Annotated in this window: 21 protein-coding genes; 14 read left to right on the top strand and 7 right to left on the bottom strand. The window is 58.3% G+C overall.

Annotated features, from left to right (window positions below):
* Positions 1–42 precede the first annotated feature (42 nt).
* The 6 genes from trmB (at position 43) to QQL78_RS11425 (ending at position 4,494) form a co-directional block, all read left to right on the top strand.
* On the top strand, positions 43–744 hold the full coding sequence (trmB, locus tag QQL78_RS11450; protein ID WP_284373521.1) for a tRNA (guanine(46)-N(7))-methyltransferase TrmB: 702 nt from the start codon (positions 43–45) through the stop codon (positions 742–744).
* A 181-nt stretch (positions 745–925) separates the two neighbouring features.
* The gene (gene aroA, locus QQL78_RS11445) at positions 926–2,278 is read left to right on the top strand and encodes a 3-phosphoshikimate 1-carboxyvinyltransferase (RefSeq protein WP_284373519.1); all 1,353 of its coding nucleotides are present in this window, start codon (positions 926–928) and stop codon (positions 2,276–2,278) included.
* A complete protein-coding gene (locus QQL78_RS11440) occupies positions 2,275–2,778 on the top strand; it encodes a hypothetical protein (protein ID WP_284373516.1) in 504 nt (167 codons plus the stop codon). The genes aroA and QQL78_RS11440 overlap by 4 nt, the downstream gene beginning before the upstream one ends.
* Positions 2,775–3,398 (top strand): (d)CMP kinase, encoded by a 624-nt coding sequence (locus QQL78_RS11435; RefSeq protein WP_284373515.1) that lies wholly within the window; start codon positions 2,775–2,777, stop codon positions 3,396–3,398. The genes QQL78_RS11440 and QQL78_RS11435 overlap by 4 nt, the downstream gene beginning before the upstream one ends.
* A 94-nt stretch (positions 3,399–3,492) precedes the next feature.
* Positions 3,493–4,038 (top strand): polysaccharide deacetylase family protein, encoded by a 546-nt coding sequence (locus tag QQL78_RS11430; protein ID WP_284373513.1) that lies wholly within the window; start codon positions 3,493–3,495, stop codon positions 4,036–4,038.
* 75 nt (positions 4,039–4,113) lie between these two features.
* Entirely contained in the window at positions 4,114–4,494 is a 381-nt protein-coding gene (locus QQL78_RS11425; RefSeq protein WP_284373511.1) for a rhodanese-like domain-containing protein, read from the top strand.
* Here the strand turns inward: QQL78_RS11425 and QQL78_RS11420 are convergent.
* Complete coding sequence (locus QQL78_RS11420; RefSeq protein WP_284373509.1) at positions 4,491–5,201, bottom strand: ZIP family metal transporter; 711 nt, start codon at positions 5,199–5,201, stop codon at positions 4,491–4,493. The two genes, QQL78_RS11425 and QQL78_RS11420, sit on opposite strands and share 4 nt — an antisense overlap.
* Positions 5,202–5,424: 223 nt before the next feature.
* On the opposite strand from QQL78_RS11420, the gene rpsA reads away from it, so the two are divergent.
* From rpsA to QQL78_RS11400, 4 genes are all read left to right on the top strand, one after another.
* Positions 5,425–7,167, top strand: a complete 1,743-nt coding sequence (gene rpsA, locus QQL78_RS11415) for a 30S ribosomal protein S1 (protein WP_348540761.1) — start codon at positions 5,425–5,427, stop codon at positions 7,165–7,167.
* A 278-nt stretch (positions 7,168–7,445) separates the two neighbouring features.
* Complete coding sequence (gene ihfB, locus QQL78_RS11410) at positions 7,446–7,730, top strand: integration host factor subunit beta (RefSeq protein ID WP_284373507.1); 285 nt, start codon at positions 7,446–7,448, stop codon at positions 7,728–7,730.
* Positions 7,730–8,080: a LapA family protein gene (locus QQL78_RS11405; protein WP_284373505.1), complete on the top strand. Its 351-nt coding sequence runs from the start codon at positions 7,730–7,732 to the stop codon at positions 8,078–8,080. The genes ihfB and QQL78_RS11405 overlap by 1 nt, the downstream gene beginning before the upstream one ends.
* An 8-nt stretch (positions 8,081–8,088) precedes the next feature.
* Positions 8,089–8,736, top strand: coding sequence for a phosphoribosylanthranilate isomerase (locus QQL78_RS11400; RefSeq protein WP_284373503.1), 648 nt, complete (start codon positions 8,089–8,091; stop codon positions 8,734–8,736).
* Between the two features lie 178 nt (positions 8,737–8,914).
* On the opposite strand, the gene QQL78_RS11395 is transcribed toward QQL78_RS11400, so the two are convergent.
* From QQL78_RS11395 to QQL78_RS11370, 6 genes are all read right to left on the bottom strand, one after another.
* Positions 8,915–10,411 (bottom strand): phosphomannomutase/phosphoglucomutase, encoded by a 1,497-nt coding sequence (locus QQL78_RS11395; RefSeq protein WP_284373501.1) that lies wholly within the window; start codon positions 10,409–10,411, stop codon positions 8,915–8,917.
* A 32-nt stretch (positions 10,412–10,443) separates the two neighbouring features.
* Positions 10,444–11,277 (bottom strand): 3-deoxy-8-phosphooctulonate synthase, encoded by an 834-nt coding sequence (gene kdsA / locus QQL78_RS11390; RefSeq protein WP_284373499.1) that lies wholly within the window; start codon positions 11,275–11,277, stop codon positions 10,444–10,446.
* Positions 11,274–12,968, bottom strand: a complete 1,695-nt coding sequence (locus QQL78_RS11385) for a KpsE/RkpR family capsule polysaccharide export protein (protein WP_284373497.1) — start codon at positions 12,966–12,968, stop codon at positions 11,274–11,276. The genes kdsA and QQL78_RS11385 overlap by 4 nt, the downstream gene beginning before the upstream one ends.
* Positions 12,946–13,605, bottom strand: a complete 660-nt coding sequence (locus QQL78_RS11380) for an ABC transporter ATP-binding protein (RefSeq protein ID WP_284373496.1) — start codon at positions 13,603–13,605, stop codon at positions 12,946–12,948. The genes QQL78_RS11385 and QQL78_RS11380 overlap by 23 nt, the downstream gene beginning before the upstream one ends.
* Positions 13,606–13,804: 199 nt before the next feature.
* A complete protein-coding gene (locus QQL78_RS11375; protein ID WP_284373495.1) occupies positions 13,805–14,845 on the bottom strand; it encodes a permease in 1,041 nt (346 codons plus the stop codon).
* Positions 14,838–15,182 carry an ArsR/SmtB family transcription factor gene (locus QQL78_RS11370; protein ID WP_284373494.1) on the bottom strand — a complete coding sequence of 115 codons (345 nt, stop codon included), beginning with the start codon at positions 15,180–15,182 and terminating at the stop codon, positions 14,838–14,840. Before QQL78_RS11370 ends, QQL78_RS11375 begins: the two co-directional genes overlap by 8 nt.
* Positions 15,183–15,295: 113 nt before the next feature.
* Between QQL78_RS11370 and QQL78_RS11365 the strand changes: the two genes are divergently transcribed.
* From QQL78_RS11365 to QQL78_RS11350, 4 genes are all read left to right on the top strand, one after another.
* Entirely contained in the window at positions 15,296–15,883 is a 588-nt protein-coding gene (locus tag QQL78_RS11365) for a uracil-DNA glycosylase family protein (RefSeq protein WP_284375567.1), read from the top strand.
* Positions 15,876–16,658: an SseB family protein gene (locus QQL78_RS11360; protein ID WP_284373493.1), complete on the top strand. Its 783-nt coding sequence runs from the start codon at positions 15,876–15,878 to the stop codon at positions 16,656–16,658. The genes QQL78_RS11365 and QQL78_RS11360 overlap by 8 nt, the downstream gene beginning before the upstream one ends.
* 130 nt (positions 16,659–16,788) lie before the next feature.
* Positions 16,789–17,313, top strand: coding sequence for a YHS domain-containing (seleno)protein (locus QQL78_RS11355; protein WP_284373492.1), 525 nt, complete (start codon positions 16,789–16,791; stop codon positions 17,311–17,313).
* A complete protein-coding gene (locus QQL78_RS11350; RefSeq protein WP_284373491.1) occupies positions 17,313–17,807 on the top strand; it encodes a rhodanese-like domain-containing protein in 495 nt (164 codons plus the stop codon). The genes QQL78_RS11355 and QQL78_RS11350 overlap by 1 nt, the downstream gene beginning before the upstream one ends.
* The last annotated feature ends 58 nt before the right edge of the window (positions 17,808–17,865 follow it).

Here is a 17,865-nt window from a genome sequence, read left to right as displayed (position 1 = left end):
AGACCATTGCAGCGCGGCGCGGCGCAGGCTAAAGCCCCCGCCATGACGACACCCACACGCCCCCACCGCAATTTTTATGGTCGCCTTAAAGGCAAGACTCTGAAACCCGCTCAGCGCAGCTATCTGGCCGAGGATCTGGAGGGGCTGTCGCCCGGGCCGGTGTCCTGGGAGGATAATCCGCAGCGGACCCCGCTGGATCTGGAGACGCTGTTTGACGGCAAACCGGTCTGGCTTGAGGTCGGCTTTGGCGGCGGCGAGCATATGGTGCATCAGGCGGCATCCAACCCAGAGGTCGGTATCATCGGCTGCGAACCCTATATCAACGGGGTGGCGATGTTGCTGGGCAAGATCCGCAAGGCCGGCGTCGAGAATGTTGCGGTTTATCCCAATGATGTGCGGGACATGTTTGATGTTCTGCCCGAAGCCTCGATTGACCGGGCATTCCTGCTGTATCCTGACCCATGGCCGAAATCGCGCCATCACCGGCGCCGTTTTGTGACCGAAGAGCATCTGGTGCCATTGGCGCGGGCGCTGAAGCCTGGCAGTATTTTCCGCGTGGCAACGGATATTGAGGATTATGTGCGCCAGACTTTGGAAGAAGTGCCGAAGTTCGGGTTTGAATGGCTGGCAGAACGGCCCGGTGACTGGCGTACCCCTTGGGATGACTGGATTTCCACACGCTATGAGCAAAAGGCGCTGCGTGAAGGCCGGGTGCCACATTATCTGACGTTTCGCCGGCTGTGAGCGAAAGGAGCGGGCAAGCCCGCATTCGATTTTATTAATTTTCCAAGGAAAATTTATACGAGGCTCTGCCTCGTGCTCCGCAGGATATAGGGCCAAAAAGAGAAGATATGCGGTGTGCCTTGGCATGGACGCATGCCCTTTGCTGGGCTAGAAGTTTTTTGAAATAGTGAAGGACGGGTTTATGTCGGGCCATGGTGATCCAATTCCAATGATGTCGAGCGCTTGCGGGCCGCTTTCGGGAACCGCCGAGGTGCCCGGAGACAAGTCGATTTCGCACCGCGCGCTGATCCTTGGCGCTATGTGTATTGGCAAGACCACAATCGAGGGGTTGCTGGAAGGGCAGGACGTTCTGGATACGGCCAGGGCGATGCGGGCCTTTGGTGCGGAGGTGACGGATCATGGTGGTGGCTCATGGTCGATTGAAGGGGTTGGCGTTGGCGGCTTTGCCGAGCCGCAAGGGGTGATCGATTGCGGCAATTCCGGCACCGGTGTGCGGCTGATCATGGGGGCGATGGCGACCTCGCCGATTGTGGCAACTTTTAACGGGGATGCCAGTTTGAACGGGCGGCCGATGGCACGGGTGACGGACCCGCTGTCGGCCTTTGGTTGTCGTTCGGTCGGGCGCAGTGGCGGGCGGCTGCCGATGACATTGGTGGGGGCCAGCGATCCTGTGCCGGTGCGGTATGTGGTGCCGGTGCCCTCTGCGCAGGTGAAATCCGCGGTGTTATTGGCCGGGTTGAACGCGCCGGGGCAGACGGTGGTGATTGAGGCCGAGGCGACGCGGGATCACACCGAGCGGATGTTGGCAGGCTTCGGGGCAGAGATTACAACCGAACAGACCGAGGAGGGGCGGGTGATCACCCTGACCGGCCAGCCGGAGTTGCAGGCTCAGCATATTGAAGTGCCGCGTGATCCTTCCTCTGCGGCCTTTCCGGTCTGTGCGGCGCTGATTGTGCCCGGATCGGATGTTCTGGTGCCCGGTATCGGATTGAACCCGACGCGGGCGGGGTTGTTCACCACGCTGCGCGAAATGGGGGCGGATCTGACCTATGAAAACGAACGGGAAGAGGGCGGTGAGCCGGTGGCGGATTTGCGCGCCAGATTTTCGCCTGACCTGAGAGGCATCGAGGTACCGCCGGAGCGGGCCGCATCGATGATTGACGAATATCCGGTGCTGTCGGTGGTGGCCTCTTATGCGCAGGGCCAGACGGTGATGCGCGGGGTCAAGGAACTGCGGGTCAAGGAGAGCGATCGGATTGATGCCATGGCCGTCGGATTGCGCGCCAATGGGATCGAGGTGGATGAGGGGCCCGACTGGTGGACCGTTACCGGCCTTGGTCATGGCAATGTGCCCGGTGGGGCAACCTGTGCCAGCCATCTGGATCACCGGATTGCCATGTCCTTTCTGATCCTTGGAATGGCGGCGCAGAAACCGGTCAGCGTTGATGACGGCGGGCCAATTGCCACATCATTCCCGATTTTTGAACCTTTGATGCAGCAACTTGGGGCACAGGTGGCGAGAAACGCGACATGAACCGGACCCTGAAGATCACCGGCGGGCTTTCAGCGACATTGTTTGTGTTTTTGGCCATCCTTGGCAAAGGCTGGTTGCAACCGGGGGATTTCGGGGTTTTTGATGCCCATTTTGGCGGGTATTCTGTTGAGGGTGCGCGGGAATATCTTGCAGCCCTGGACGTCGCTGGGCGCACCGATCTTTATCTTGGTTTGTTTCATGGGTTGGATACGGCGTTGCCCTTGCTGCTGACGTTTACCCTGTCGGGGGTGATCTGGACCCAGGCTTTGGGCATGCCGAGGATTCTGCGTGGGGTGGTGGCGCTGACGCCCTGTGTTTATCTGGGACTTGATCTGGCAGAGAATGCCGCAGTTGCTCATTTGCTGCAGTACGGGCCGCAGGTTTCGGCAGGCGCGATCTTGCAAGCCAGCGCCTATACGGTGGCCAAATGGATTTGTCTGGCGATGTTGCTGGCGGTCTGGGCCTGGCGGTTGGCCCCCAAAGAAAGGGCACAAATGTGAGCACGACACAGGGTTTCACAGTGGCGATCGACGGGCCTGCGGCTTCGGGCAAGGGTACGATTTCCAAAGCGGTGGCCGCGCATTTCGGGTTTGCCCATTTGGACACGGGCCTGTTGTACCGCGCGGTGGGTGCCAAGGTTTTGCTGGGTGTTGATGCCCTAGATGCGGCGCGCGCGCTTGTGCCGGAGGATCTGGATGGCGAAGCGCTGCGCATGCCGGATGTGGCGCAGGCGGCCAGTAAGGTGGCGGCCCTGCCGGCAGTGCGTGCGGCGCTGGTGGACTTCCAACGCAGTTTTGCTGCGCGGGCCGGTGGCGCGGTGCTGGATGGGCGTGACATCGGGACGGTGATTTGCCCGGATGCACAGGTGAAGTTGTTTGTGATTGCTGACGCGGTGGTGCGGGCGCGGCGCCGGTTTGAAGAGCTGTCCGGCAAAGGGGTCGAAACCAGTTTTGAAGAAGTACTGGCGGATGTTGAGGCCCGTGATGCGCGGGATATGGGGCGGGCGGATGCGCCGTTGAAACCCGCACCGGATGCGGTTGAGATTGATACATCCGCCCTGAGCATAGAGGTCGCTGTGGCGCAGACCATTGCAGTGATCGATGCCGCGATGGCCAAATAGCGGGTTTTCGTAAGATTTGATCACTAAAGGGTGCTTGGTCTGTGAACGGGTGGCAGGCTAGGCTTGGGGGACCCCAAGCCGAAGAGGTGCCGCCATGAAGATGTTGATCCTGCCGTTTGTATTGTTCAGCTGGGCCTGTGTGGTAAACGCGCAATCCCTGCCGCTGCCCCAACCGCCGACAGAAGAGCCTGCGATGACCCTGCAACGTCTGGCGCAGATTGTGCAGGCCCTTGACCCTGACGTGGTGGCCCGTGGACCAGCGCTGGAATTCACGCTGGATGATATTCCGATTATTGTGATCGCGGATGCCGGAGCTGATCGGATGCGGGCGATGGTGCCGATTGCCAGTGCCGAGGGGTTGGAAAAGGCAGACCTGTTGCGGCTGATGCAGGCCAATTTCGACGCGGCGTTGGATGCGCGATATGCGGTGGCGAACGGGCGGCTTTGGGGGGTGTTCATTCACCCGCTGTCCCCTTTGCAGAAGGATCAGTTCCTCTCGGGGCTGGTGCAGACGATCACCGTCGCAAAGACCTATGGCACTGCCTATACCGGGGGGGCTGCGATCTTTGGCGGTGGGGACACGGGAGGCATTTATCGTGATCTGCTGGAGGAGCTGCGCAAGAAAGGTGAGGCTTTGTAAGCGCCGGGGTTTTGCGAGTTGCAGGAACAGAGATCCGGCCTACATGTATCGGGAACCATAAAAGGAATATCGATTATGAAAACCGCAAAAGACTATCTTGATGAAGCAAATGCCGTTGTGCCGACGCTGAATGCAGCTGAGGCAATTGAGAAATACAAGAACGGCACAGGTGCTTTTATCGATGTGCGCGACAGTGCGGATATTGCCAAATCCGGCACCATCAAAGGGGCGCACAGGATTCCGCGCGGTATGATCGAGTTTCGTGCCGACCCTGAGATGAAGGATTTTCACAACCCGATTTTCGAGAAACACGCGGAACTCTATCTGATCTGCGGTGCCGGCGGGCAGGCGGCCCTTTCGGGGAAAACACTGATGGATATGGGCTATACCAACGTCACCAATATCGGCGGCTTCCCCGGCTGGAAAGAGGCGGGCGGCGAAACCGAGGAAGGCTAATTGCTGAGAGTCGCACTCATGTGATGCAGGGCGAAGGCCAGTATCACGCCAATGGCCACAGCGATGCCGGCAAGTTCCTGATCCTGTTTATAGGCCTTGGGGAAAACCTCTGTTGCGAGTGAGGAGACAACGGCACCCGCCGCAAAGGCCTGTATGATGGCCAGTGGGACCGTTGCCATAGGCGACAGCAATTGATTGCCAAGGACCGCCGCTGCACTAAGCACGGCGGCGGTCAGCGCCCAGATCCCCAATACCTTACCACGTCCCCAGCCGTTTTGGGCCATACCACGTGCGCCACCAGCAGCTTCAGGCAGGTTTGACAGGAAGATAGATCCGGCCAGGGCCAGAACGGCGATCGGTTCCACGGTGATCAGGACCACACCCAATGCGATGTTTTCCGGAATGCCGTCCAACACGATGGCTGCCAGCAATCCGCCACCGCTGTCTTCGCCAACACGTCTATCGATCCAGGTGTCGATGGCGGTGAATGTGACAGAGCCGCATGCAAACGCGCCAAGCACCAGCCAAAGCGCGGCTTTTTGACTTGCCGGTTCAAGCAGCTCCGCTACAACCGACACGATCAATGCGCCGCCAGCCATTGCGACCAGAAACCCTTCCAGCTTGGCCGGAAACCGGCCATATATCCCCCAAACGGCCCCTAGGATAAGTGCGCCAGAGGTGGCGCAGATCACTGCAATTACCAACATGACTGAAGGTTGAACAGGTTTTGGTGCAGCTGCCAAGGGCTGGATTCGGCAGGCATATGCCATTCCCGCCAACAGCAGGCTCTGCCCCTTGCAGGACAGGGAAAACTGGACTATACGCGCGACTGTCTAAGGGGCGGATACAAGCCACGGGCGCATCATTCAGGCAGGGTCGGAGTCTTCCGGCCCTCTTTCTTTTGCGTCTAGGTACCGTAACGAATGACCAATTCACATCCAAGACCGGCGGAGACAACCGCACGGCCAGAAACAAGACCTAAAGGAAACGTATAACTACATGTCAAATGCTATGGACGAATTTGAAGCCCTTTTGAATGAGAGCTTCGAGATGGACACCCCCGAAGAGGGTTCCGTTGTTAAAGGCAAGGTGATCGCAATTGAAGCGGGCCAGGCCATCATCGACGTCGGCTACAAAATGGAAGGCCGTGTCGAGCTTAAAGAATTTGCTGATCCCGGCGAATCCCCAAAAATTGCTGTTGGCGACGAAGTCGAAGTCTTCCTTCGTCAGGTCGAAAACTCCCGCGGTGAAGCGGTTATCTCCCGCGAGATGGCCCGTCGTGAGGAAGCATGGGATCGTCTGGAAAAAGCCTATGCAGCAGAAGAGCGCGTCGAAGGCGCAATCTTTGGCCGCGTCAAAGGTGGTTTCACTGTGGATCTTGGCGGCGCTGTTGCGTTCTTGCCCGGCTCTCAGGTTGATGTGCGCCCCGTGCGCGATGCTGGCCCATTGATGGGTCTCAAGCAGCCGTTCCAGGTTCTGAAAATGGACCGTCGTCGTGGCAACATCGTTGTTTCGCGTCGTGCGATCCTTGAAGAATCACGTGCCGAGCAGCGTGCCGAAGTGATCGGCAACCTGACCGAAGGTCAGGAAGTTGACGGTGTGGTCAAGAACATCACCGAATACGGTGCGTTTGTTGATCTGGGCGGTGTTGACGGCCTGTTGCACGTTACAGACATGGCATGGCGCCGTGTGAACCACCCGTCCGAGATCCTCGCCATCGGCGAAACGATCAAGGTACAGGTCATCAAGATCAACAAAGAGACACACCGTATCTCCTTGGGCATGAAGCAGTTGCAGGAAGATCCATGGGATCTGGTTGCAGCGAAATACCCGCTGGAATCCTCGCACACCGGTCGTGTCACCAACATCACCGATTACGGTGCCTTTGTTGAGCTGGAGCCGGGCGTTGAAGGTCTGGTTCACGTGTCCGAAATGTCTTGGACCAAAAAGAACGTACACCCGGGCAAGATCGTGTCTACGTCTCAGGAAGTCGAAGTCATGGTTCTGGAAATCGATGGTGCCAAGCGCCGCGTTTCACTTGGCCTCAAGCAGACCATGCGCAACCCATGGGAAGTGTTTGCAGAAACACACCCTGAGGGCACGGAAGTCGAAGGCGAAGTCAAAAACATCACCGAATTCGGTCTGTTTGTTGGCCTCGAAGGCGACATCGACGGCATGGTGCACCTGTCCGACCTGTCATGGGACCAGCGTGGCGAAGAAGCCATTCAGGACTATCGCAAGGGCGACACAGTTCAGGCCGTTGTTTCCGAAGTTGACGTTGAGAAAGAGCGCATCAGCCTCTCGATCAAAGGTGTCGGCGGTGACAAGTTCGCAGAAGCAGTGGGCGGCGTGAAGCGCGGTTCTGTTGTGACTGTGACCGTGACCTCCATCGAGGATGGCGGCATCGAAGTGGAATATGAAGGTATGAAAGCCTTCATCCGCCGCTCCGATCTGTCGCGTGACCGTGCCGAACAGCGCCCAGAGCGTTTCTCGGTTGGTGACAAGGTCGACGTGCGCATCACAAATGTGGATGCAAAAGCACACCGTCTTGGCGTCTCGATCAAAGCGCGTGAAATCGCAGAAGAGAAAGAAGCGGTTGAGCAGTATGGCTCCTCTGACTCCGGTGCATCCTTGGGTGATATCCTTGGTGCCGCTCTGAAGGGCGACGAATAAGTCACCCTTCCTTCGGGTATGAATTTGAAAGGCCCCCCGCGTGATGCGGGGGGCCTTTTTCGTCGCGAATCGCCCGGCCCGGATTTGCACTTTTCCCCGGTGGCGGTGGCCGCTTTGCACCGACGGCATTGAGAGCCAGCAAAAAAACGTCCAAAAACAGGATGTTCCCCGTGGAAAAATGCGATCTGCGACACTGCGGCGGCTTCCCGTAGGATTGGTTTCTTCCTATAGTCAGGTACAATCTGCCAACAACAAATGTCTCGTGGGGGGATGCGAAAATGATCCGGTCGGAATTGATCCAGAAGATTGCAGATGAGAATCCACATCTTTACCAACGCGATGTCGAACGGATTGTGAACACCATCTTTGACGAGATCACGACAGCGATGTCGGGTGGCAACCGTGTCGAATTGCGTGGCTTTGGGGCCTTTTCGGTCAAGAAGCGTGACGCCCGTGTGGGCCGCAACCCGCGGACCGGGGAAACGGTACATGTGGAAGAAAAACACGTGCCGTTTTTCAAGACCGGCAAGCTGCTGCGTGATCGCCTGAACGGGAATACCTGATGCGTTACGTACGTTACCTGTGCATCGCGATTTTTGCCGTGGCGCTGATTTCGGTTGCTTTGGCGAACCGTGGGCTAGTGACTTTGCAGGTGCTGCCGCAAGAGGTTGCTGGCTGGTTCGCGGTGAATCCTTCCGTGCAGTTGCCGCTGTTTCTGGTGATCCTTGGCAGCATCGTTGCTGGTCTCTTGGTCGGGTTTGTCTGGGAATGGATCCGCGAATACGGCGAACGGGCTGAAAAGGCGCGGCTGGCACGTGAAACCCGCAAGCTGGAACGCGAGATTGCGCGGCTGAAGGGCGAAAAGCATCAGGGCAAGGATGAGGTCCTTGCGCTGTTGGACGAGGCCAGCTGAGCCTGGCCATGCCCTCGAACATCAATGTAAAGATTTGCGGCGTCACGCGGGCGCAGGATATTGACGCCTCGGTCAAGGCTGGTGCGCGCTATATCGGTCTGAACTTTTTCCCCAAATCGCCACGCTATGCCACGCTGGAGCAGGCGCAGGCATTGGCGCTGGGCACGGCCGAGGGGATCTGCAAGGTGGGTTTGGTTGTGAACCCGACAGATGCAGAGCTGGACGCGCTGACAGGGACAGTGCCGCTTGATATGATCCAACTGCACGGGGGCGAAACGCCAGAGCGGGTGGCCGAGATCAAGCAGCGCTACGGTTTGCCAGTGATGAAGGCGGTTGGTGTGGCCGGGGCAGATGATCTGCTGGCACTGGACCGCTATACACAGGTGGCGGATCAGCTGCTGGTGGATACCAAGCCGCCGAAAGACGCGGCTCTGCCGGGTGGGAATGGTCTGGCCTTTGACTGGAGTTTGATTGCCGGACGGCGCTGGAGCCTGCCGTGGATGCTGGCTGGCGGGTTGAACGCCGACACAGTGGCCGAGGCGATCCGGGTGACAGGGGCGCGGCAGGTTGATCTGTCATCCGCAGTGGAATCGGCACCGGGGGTGAAGGATGCCGGTTTGATACAGGCGTTTTGTGACGCTGCCCTTGCAGATTGAGCAGGCAAAGCCTGCATTCGATTTGATTCATTTGGGGCTCTGCCCCAAACCCCGCAGCATTTAAGGCCAAAAAGAGAAGAGAGCCTGTTGGTGGCGTTTGACCTTATCAAGCACCGCTCTGCCTTGTCGTTGCTCGACTGCAAGGCGATGCTTGGATGTTCAGCGCGTCATCAAAATGTTAGATGGTCTGGTCATATTCGCCAACGCCGGGTTCGGTGCGGATGACCGTATCAAGATCTTTGAAGATCGCCCGCATTTCCGCTTCGGATTCGGGGCTTTCGCAGACCACAACAAGGTTGGGCGTGTTGGAGGAGGCCCGTACAAGGCCCCATGCGCCATTGTCGAGGATCAGGCGCGCGCCGTTGACGGTGACCACTTCCTTGATGTTGCGGCCGGCGATCTCTTCGCCGGCATCGCGTTTGGCGACCAGCTTGGCGACAATGCGGTCAAGGATGTCATATTTATCCTCGTCTGATGCATAGGGTGACATGGTGGGGGTGGCCCATGTTTGCGGCAGCGCTTTGCGCAGGTCGGACATGGACATCTCGGGGTTGCGGTCCATCAGTTTGCAGATTTCCACCGCCACCCGCATGCCGCAGTCGTAGCCGCGCCCGATGGGTTCGGCGAGGAAGTAGTGACCGGATTTTTCAAAACCCGCCAATGCGCCGATTTCCTTGACGCGTCGTTTCATATGGCTGTGGCCGGTTTTCCAGTAGTCGGCTTTGATGCCGTGTTTCTGAAGCTCTGGGTCCGACGCAAAGAGGCCGGTTGATTTCACATCCGCGACAAAGGTTGCATTGGGATAGAGTTTGGCCAGATCGCGGGCCATGATGACGCCGACCTTGTCGGCGAATATTTCCTCGCCCTCATCATCCACCACGCCGCAGCGGTCGCCGTCACCGTCAAAACCAAGCGCGAAGTCAGCGCCGGAGGCTTTCACGGAGGCGCTCATGTCGTGCAGCATCTCCATGGCTTCGGGATTGGGATTGTAGTTGGGGAAGGTGTAGTCAAGGGTGTTGTGGCTATCGACCACTTCGACACCTATCCGTTTGAAGAGTTCGGGACCAAAGGCGGAGGCGGTGCCGTTGCCCGTGGCGCAGACCACCTTGAGCTTGCGGGTCATTTTGAAATCACCCACCAGATCGTCAAGATAGGCCGCGCGCACACCGTCAACAAATTCGTATTTGCCGCCATCGCGTGGCTGGCCCTGGCCTGTCAGCACGATGTCGCGCAATTCGGCCATTTCCTCAGGACCATGGGTGAGGGGGCGTTCGAACCCCATCTTCACGCCGGTCCAGCCGTTTGGGTTATGCGAGGCGGTGACCATGGCGACGGCAGGGGCATTCAGGTGGAACTGTGCAAAATAGGCCATGGGGGACACGGCAGGGCCAATGTCCTTGACGTGGATACCGGCCTGCATCAACCCCAGCATCAGCGCATTTTTGATCGACAGCGAGTAGTCGCGATAGTCATTGCCAACCGCGATCACCGGCTCGATGCCACGGCGGTGCATCTGGGTGCCAAGGCCAAGGCCAAGGGCGGTGATGCCTGGCAGGTTGATGTCGTCAGGGTATTTCCAGCGGGCGTCATATTCGCGGAAACCGGTGGGTGTGATCATTGCGTCACGCAGGAATTCCCAGGTGTTCTGAGAAACGGAAGGGGCGGGTTTGCTCACGTCGGGACGCCTTTTTCTAGAAAATGGGGGCTTTAGAATGTCAGGGGATGTTTCTTGGCCAGGGCATCAAATTTCATCAGCGTTGCGATGAGGTTTGGCATCTGGTCAAGATAGATGGAGTTGGGCCCGTCGCTGGGTGCCTTATCGGGGTTCTCATGTGTTTCAAGAAATACTGCGGCAACGCCAATGGCGACTGCGGCCCGCGCCATCACTGGGGCGAATTCGCGTTGGCCACCGGAAGACCCACCAAGGCCACCGGGTTGGGCGACAGAATGGGTGGCATCCATCACCACGGGATATCCGGTCTGCGCCATTTGCGGCAGCGAACGCATGTCCGCTACAAGGGTATTATAGCCAAAGGAGGTGCCACGCTCGGTCAGCAGGATGCGTTCATTGCCGGTTGATTCAATCTTGTCGACAATGTTGCCCATTTCCCAAGGGGCAAGCCATTGGCCTTTTTTCACATTCACCACTTTGCCAGTGTTACCTGCCGCCAGAAGCATGTCGGTCTGGCGACACAGGAAGGCAGGAATTTGCAGGATGTCCACAACCTCGGCGGCAATCGCGCATTGCGCTTCGGTGTGCACGTCTGTCAGCACCGGCACATCATTGGCACGGGCAACAGATTGCAGAACCTTTAGGCCCTCGTCGATGCCCAAGCCGCGAATGCCGGCAAGGGAGGTGCGGTTGGCCTTGTCATAGCTGGCCTTGAACACATATTGCGCGCCAACGGCGGCACAGGCCTCTTTCAGCTGGCCCGCAATCATCTGCGCGTGGGTTTCGCTTTCGAGTTGGCATGGGCCAGCGATGACCGTCAGCGGACGGTCGTTGCCAATGATGACATCACCAATTGTGACCTGGGTCATGAAGTTACCTGTTCTCTGAGGATCGACGCTGTCAGGGACAACATAAGGTAGATGCCTGCAAAGATCAGGAAAGCCAAGATCGTGTTTTCGAATTTACGCGGATAGGTGGGTTCCTGCGGAGCAACGGGTTCAACCGCAACGGTCAGATAGCGTACCTGCCGGCCCGCTTCGGAGCGGGCCTGATCCATGGCGGTCTGGGCGGATTGCAGGACCATGTCGGCGGCGGCCAGATCGGTTTGTGCCAGTTGCATGCGCACGGATTGCTCTGCCAGCGAATTTTCACCCGTGGTCGACGTGCTCATCTTTTCCTTCAGCTTTTCCAGCTGTTCCTCAAGGCGGCGGACATCGCCGCGTGCGCCGTCCACCTTGGCCTGGTTGGGGCGGGCGTTGTCCAGAAGGGCGGACAACTCAAGTTCCTTTTCGATCAACAACCCCTCATAGGTGGTGATCTGGGTGCGGATCGCGACAATCTCGGCCTGCGGATCAACGCCGTTTTCAACCTGCATGCGGATCAGGGCCTCTTGCGCATCGCGGCGTTTCTGTTGCGCCGTGTCAAAGCCGGCCAAAGCGTCCCGCATGCCGTCTTCGCGTTTCTGTTTGGACAGGTTGTTCACCCGCTCTTCGGCATATTTGATCAGGCTTTCAGAGAAAGAGGCGGATACATTCGGATCACCTGCGATAACTTCCAGGCGGATTACTCCTTCCGTGGGATCATAGCCGATTTTCACATTCTTTTTGTAGGTCTTATAAGCCTCTTCATTGGTGGCCCCGGCTTCCAACCTCTGGATAGGATCGATCGCTTCATCGGAAAAGTGATCCTTGAAACCGACATCCTGATCCAGACGCAACATGGCGTCTTTGGATTGCAGATAGGCCTGTGTGGCGATGCTGTCGGCAGAGTTTGCAAATTGTGTCGGCAGGATGCTGCCAAACGGGCTGGCCCCGCCGCCGCCTTCGCTTTGAATGATCAGAAATTGGCTGTTGGTGGCGTACATCGGGGTTGCCACATTGTAGAAATAATAGCCGGCGGCAATGGTTGGCAACATGACGAAAAACGCCAGACGCACCAGCAAAAGGCCCAGTTTGCGCCGTCTGCGCTTGGAAATGTCACGCTGGATTTGCGAGATTTCAAGCGCGCGGCGTTCTGCCGGGCTGACCTCTGTAGCAGGAAGGTTGCTGCCACCGGCGGGCACTGTTTGCGGCAATTGGGTTTTGGTGGTTTCGATCCGGCCCAATTGCTGGGAACCATCCGTGCCGTCCCCCTGAGGAACGACAAGTTCAAGCATGTTTGAGCGTTCAAAGGGATCAATTCCTTTTGCACGCAGCAAACGCACGGCATCAAAATCAGAGATCGGTGCCAGATCGTGTTTTTGTGCAACCCGTCGTGCCATGCGCAGCTGACGCCCGGTCAGCCCCTCGCGGCGGATCGCGTCGATATCAGTTTCGCCAGCGACTTCAGCGGCAGAGGAAACGGCTCCTTCGCGCGGTGGCGTGGAGGAGGGCGCAGCCGGTTGCGCGGCCTGTGGTGGCGTAGGCGCGGGTGAAGGCGCTGCAGCTTCCGGCTGGGCCTGTGGCTGTTGCGGGTCTGGCACGGCCTTGGGCACCGCAGCAGAGGCGCTCTGGCGGGGGGCATCGGATGTCGGCGTATTCCGCTTGATGCGGAATTTTCTAGCCTTGGGTTTCGTAGTCATACAACTGTTTCGCTTCTTCCAAGGTGTCGAACATGCGCAGCTGGCCATCCAGAAGGACAGCAGCAGAGCGGGCGAATTTTTGCAAAGTCTCGGCCTGATGGGCGACGATGATGATGGTGGTGGTGCGCAGCCGTTCCTGCAGGATGTCTCCGGCTTTGCGGTTGAACTCCACATCAGTAGAGGCGGGCATGCCCTCGTCAATCAGGTACATGTCAAAATCAAGCGCCAGCATCAGCGCAAAACAGAACCGCGCCCGCATGCCGGTGGAATAGGTGCCCAGCGGTTGGTCGAAATATTCGCCAAGGTTGCACAGCCAGCGGCAGAAACTTTCGACGTAATCCGGGTCAAGCCCATAGAGCCGGGCAATATAGCGGGCATTTTCCATCGCAGACACTTTGCCGACAACACCGCCCATAAATCCCAGTGGAAAGGAAATGTTGCAACTGCGCCGGATTTCGCCTTCGTCAGGTTTCTCAAGGCCGGCCATCATGTTGATCAGCGTGGTTTTGCCGGTGCCATTGGGGGCCAGAATGCCCAAAGACCGGCCCAGTTCAACCTTGAACGAGACCTTGTCCAGGATCACCTTGTGCTGGGTGCCCGTCCAATAGGACTTTGAAACATTTTCGAATTCCAGCATGCCTGCTCCGGTTGCTGCCTGCGTTATATGCCATTCCCCCTTTTGCAGGGGGTTGTTCAACGGACTATACCGCGACTTTGGCGATATTATGTCCTATGTGGAAACAAATGTCCAAGTCGCGATATGGCTGTTTGGCAACACAATCGTCACAGTTGATTAAGCGGTGGTTAACTGTGACCCGGATCAGCTGTGTTTGAGGTCAGGCGATGGCCTGCCAGACCAGACCTGCGACGATGGCACCGGTCAGGGCAAACCCCAGATAAGCGGCAAAGACGCGTGGTTTCACCAGTGCCCAGACCGCGATGGCGGCAGGAATACAGCTGACCCCGCCAGCAATGACAAAGGACATTGCAGCCCCGTTGCTCATTCCCTGTGCCAGCAGTGCATCGATAAGAGGCACAGCAGCATATCCGTTCAGGTAGGCCGGTGCACCAACTAACGCGCCCAGCAGGATCGGCATGATACCAGTGCCGCCAAGGAAGCTTGCAATCAGATCTGCCGGTACATAGCGCAGCATCAACGCTTCGATCAAATAGGCAAGGGTCAGCCATTTGGTGAGGAACAGTGCATTGCTGCGGGCTGTATCGGCAAAGGTCACGCGGCGGTCGCTTTCCTTCCAGAACTGCCAGACCGGTGCGCCGGAAAACGGTTTTGCAGAGGAACAACAGCTGCTTGTGGCCGGGGCTTCACGCAGAGGATTGGCAAAGATCGCGGTATTGGCCATCAACATGACCCCAAATCCACCAAACATGCCAAGGCTGACAGCCGCCACAGTTTTGGCAAGGGCAAAGTCAAAGCCCAGAGTGCCGGATGTGATTGCGAACATCGCAGGGTCCATCAGGGGCGAGGCCAGCCAAAAGGCCATGACAGCACCCAAGGGGGCTCCGACCGCCAGAAGTGCTGCGATAAACGGGATGACCTCGCAAGAGCAAAACGGCGACAGCCCGCCCAGCAGTGCGGCCATCACGATCATACGCGCCGGATTGCCTTCAAAGGCACGGGCCAGCAAGGTTTCAGCCCCCGACGCTTTGAGGAACGCCACCGCAAGCACCGCGAAAGCAATGAAAGGGGCAGTGCCGGCGAGGGCCTTGAGGGTGAATGAAACGGTTTCGACCAGAGTGTCGGGGGCAAAAATTGCAACCAAGGCAAGGATCAGGGCAATGACACCCCAGGCACCGGGGTTCCAGCGTTTGAACAGGGTGCCGGAAGGGGTGCTGTGAGATTGGGTGGTATCAGCCATGATCATGGTCCTTGCAGGGGGCGGCGGCATCTGCGCAGCATTCAGTGAGAAGGAAATGTGCCAAGGCCTGGACCTCGGCATAGGCGACCGCTGCACAAATGGTGCTGCGGCCCTGACGTTGCTGCCGGACCAATCCAGCGGCGTTCAACATTTTGAGGTGGTGGGTCAGGGTGGAACCAGTGACACCCGTGCGTTCGCCAAGTTCGCCAATGCTCAGCCCGTCAGGCCCCGCACGCACAAGGCTGCGCAAGACGGAAAGGCGTTGTTCGGACCCAAGCGCGGCAAAGCTGGCAGCGGCAAGGGTAAGAGGCGGAAGGGATTGCGATTCTGTTTTCATATTTCTAGAAATATAGAAATGTCGGTGATCCGCAAGTATTATTTCGATAGTTGTCGAAATGATAAACCTATGTGAGGGGTTGGCACATGCGGCGCATCGGGTATCTATCGGGCATGAAAGATATTCGTGCGGATCTCACGCGATGCGACATTTGTGCAGACCGGTTTGCGGCGACAGCAACCGGGCACCAGCCGAACCCGATTGTCTGGTTTGCCCCACAGGCACGCATTCTGATTGCGGGACAGGCTCCGGGGATCAGGGTGCATGAAAGCGGTAGACCCTTTGACGATGCCTCTGGGGAGCGGTTGCGCGACTGGTTGGGTCTTGATGGCGCAGCCTTTTATGACCGTGACAGGGTGGCAATCCTGCCGATGGGGTTCTGCTTTCCCGGTTATGATGCCAAGGGCAGTGACCTGCCGCCGCCGCCCATTTGTGCGCGGACTTGGCGGGCAGAGGCCTTGGCGATGTTGCCCGACATCCGGCTGACGATCCTGATTGGCGGCTATGCGATGAAATACCATCTGGCGGGTTTTACCAAGGTGACCGATGTGGTGGCGGGTTGGCGTGATCACCCTAAAGGCGTGTTTTGCTTGCCTCACCCGTCGTGGCGCAATACCGGATGGCTCAAGAAAAACCCGTGGTTTGCGGCGGATGTACTGCCGCGGCTTCGGGGTGCTGTAAAAGAGGTGCTGAATGGCTGAGACGACCCCGCTGGACATAGCCCATGCTGCGATGATGGCGGCAGAGCAGGACGATGCCGCGCGTCTGCGGTTTTATGAACGGATCGCGGATGTCGAACTGTTTTTGCTGCTTGAGGCTGAACCGGTCGAGGATCAGGTCAATCCGGTGTTGCTGGAAGATGGGTATGTCATAGTATTTGACCGGGCCGAGCGGCTGGCGGCCTATGTTGGCAAACCCGCCCCCTATGTGGCGCTGTCGGGGCGCGCGATCGCTGGCATGCTGGAGGGGCAGGATCTGGGGCTGGCGGTGAACATCGGTGTTGCGCCCTCTGAGATTCTGTTGCCCGCAGGCGCGGTGGCGTGGCTGCGCGATACACTATCGCAAGAGGCAGGCGAGGTTGAGGCACGGATTGAAACCGTTCTGCCGCCCAAGGGCCTGCCAGAGACTTTGATCACCGCGATTGACGGTAAGCTTGCGACAGCAACGGGCATGGCGGCCGGGGCGTTTCTGGTTGCGGTTGAATATCAGGGCGGTGGACGTGGACATTTGCTGGCCTTTGTCGGGGCGATTCCGCGCGCGCAGGATGCGCTGGTGCGGGCCGCCTCCGAAGCCTTGACGTTTTCCGGGATCGAAGCCGGGGCGATGGATGTGGGGTTCTTTGGCCCTGATGATCCAACAGTGACAAAACTGGCCAAGGTTGGTCTGCGGTTTGATTTGCCACAGGGAGAGGGTTTGCAACATACGCCGCGCATGCCGCCGGGGTCTGATCCCTCCAAACCGCCGATTTTGAAATAATCGGGGTGGATTGATCGCGTTTTCTCACTGGCTGCTCACGTCGGCGAGAGGTCACGGGCTCGTGGGGTGCAAAGGGTGCGAGGGCTGCCTAGCTTGATGTCACAGACACCATCGGACAGGAGAACCGACAATGAACCGTTTCACACTTACCATCGCCGCCGCCGCAACAGCCCTTGCCATGGCAGGGCAGGCCTTTGCCGGGGAGCAATATGTAGATGGCACCGGATATGCGGCATCAGGCCATGATGTGGTGGCCTATTTCAGCCTGCCGCAGAACCCTGTCGGTCAGTCACAACCTGCCGCCATTCCTGGCAAGGCTGACATCACTGCCGAGTATAACGGTGCCACCTTCGCCTTTTCGACCGAAGCCAACCGAGATGCGTTTTTGGCAGACCCTGTGAAATATGCCCCGCAATATGATGGCCATTGTGCCTACGGTGTGTCCAAAGGTGGCAAGGTGCCGGGCAACCCCAATCTGTGGCGTATTGTGGATGGCAAGCTGTTCCTGAACATTACTAAGAACGTGGTGGGTTTCTGGGAAGAGGATATTCCGGGCAATATCGATCTGGCAGAAAACAACTGGGCCTCAATTGAGCCCGCGCCCGGTTCGGACAGTGTGATCCCGCAATACACCTCCAGCGCACCAATCAAATAATGTCACCTGCTGGCAAACCTTTGCCAGAGACATCCACCCCGTCGCGGTTTTCGCGGCGGGGGTTTTTGCTTGGTGGGATTGCAGTGGTTGGCATCGCTGGCATGGCGGGGGCACGCTGGTTCAATCTTGATGCGAAACTGCAAGGCAGCGACCTAACTGCACCGGCGGCACAGGCGGCGGTGGAGGCGGGCGAGATCCTGTTGGTCGACATCCGCAGGCCCGATGAATGGGCCCGTTCCGGTATCGCCCAAGGTGCGGTGCCGATCGACATGCGCAGGCCGGATTTTATCGACGCGCTGTTAGTGCAGACAGCCGGACGCAGGGATTTGCCGGTGGCGCTGATCTGCGCGCGCGGGGTGCGGTCCGCGAGGATGTCAGCGCAGCTGGCGGCGGCAGGTTTCACACAGATTCTGGACGTGCCCGAAGGTATGTTGGGGTCTGGTGCCGGGCCGGGATGGGTAAAGCGCGGGTTGCCCTTGGCACAGCCTGATTAAAGACAGTCCTTTCTTGCATGAAAGGGGCAAGTCTTTGCAAAAGTCCTGGGCCGGATCG

Source organism: Sulfitobacter pacificus, from assembly GCF_030159975.1.
Lineage (GTDB): Bacteria > Pseudomonadota > Alphaproteobacteria > Rhodobacterales > Rhodobacteraceae > Sulfitobacter > Sulfitobacter pacificus.
The sequence above is the reverse complement of the archived record's forward strand: the minus strand, read 5'-3'. Positions and strand labels throughout refer to the sequence as shown.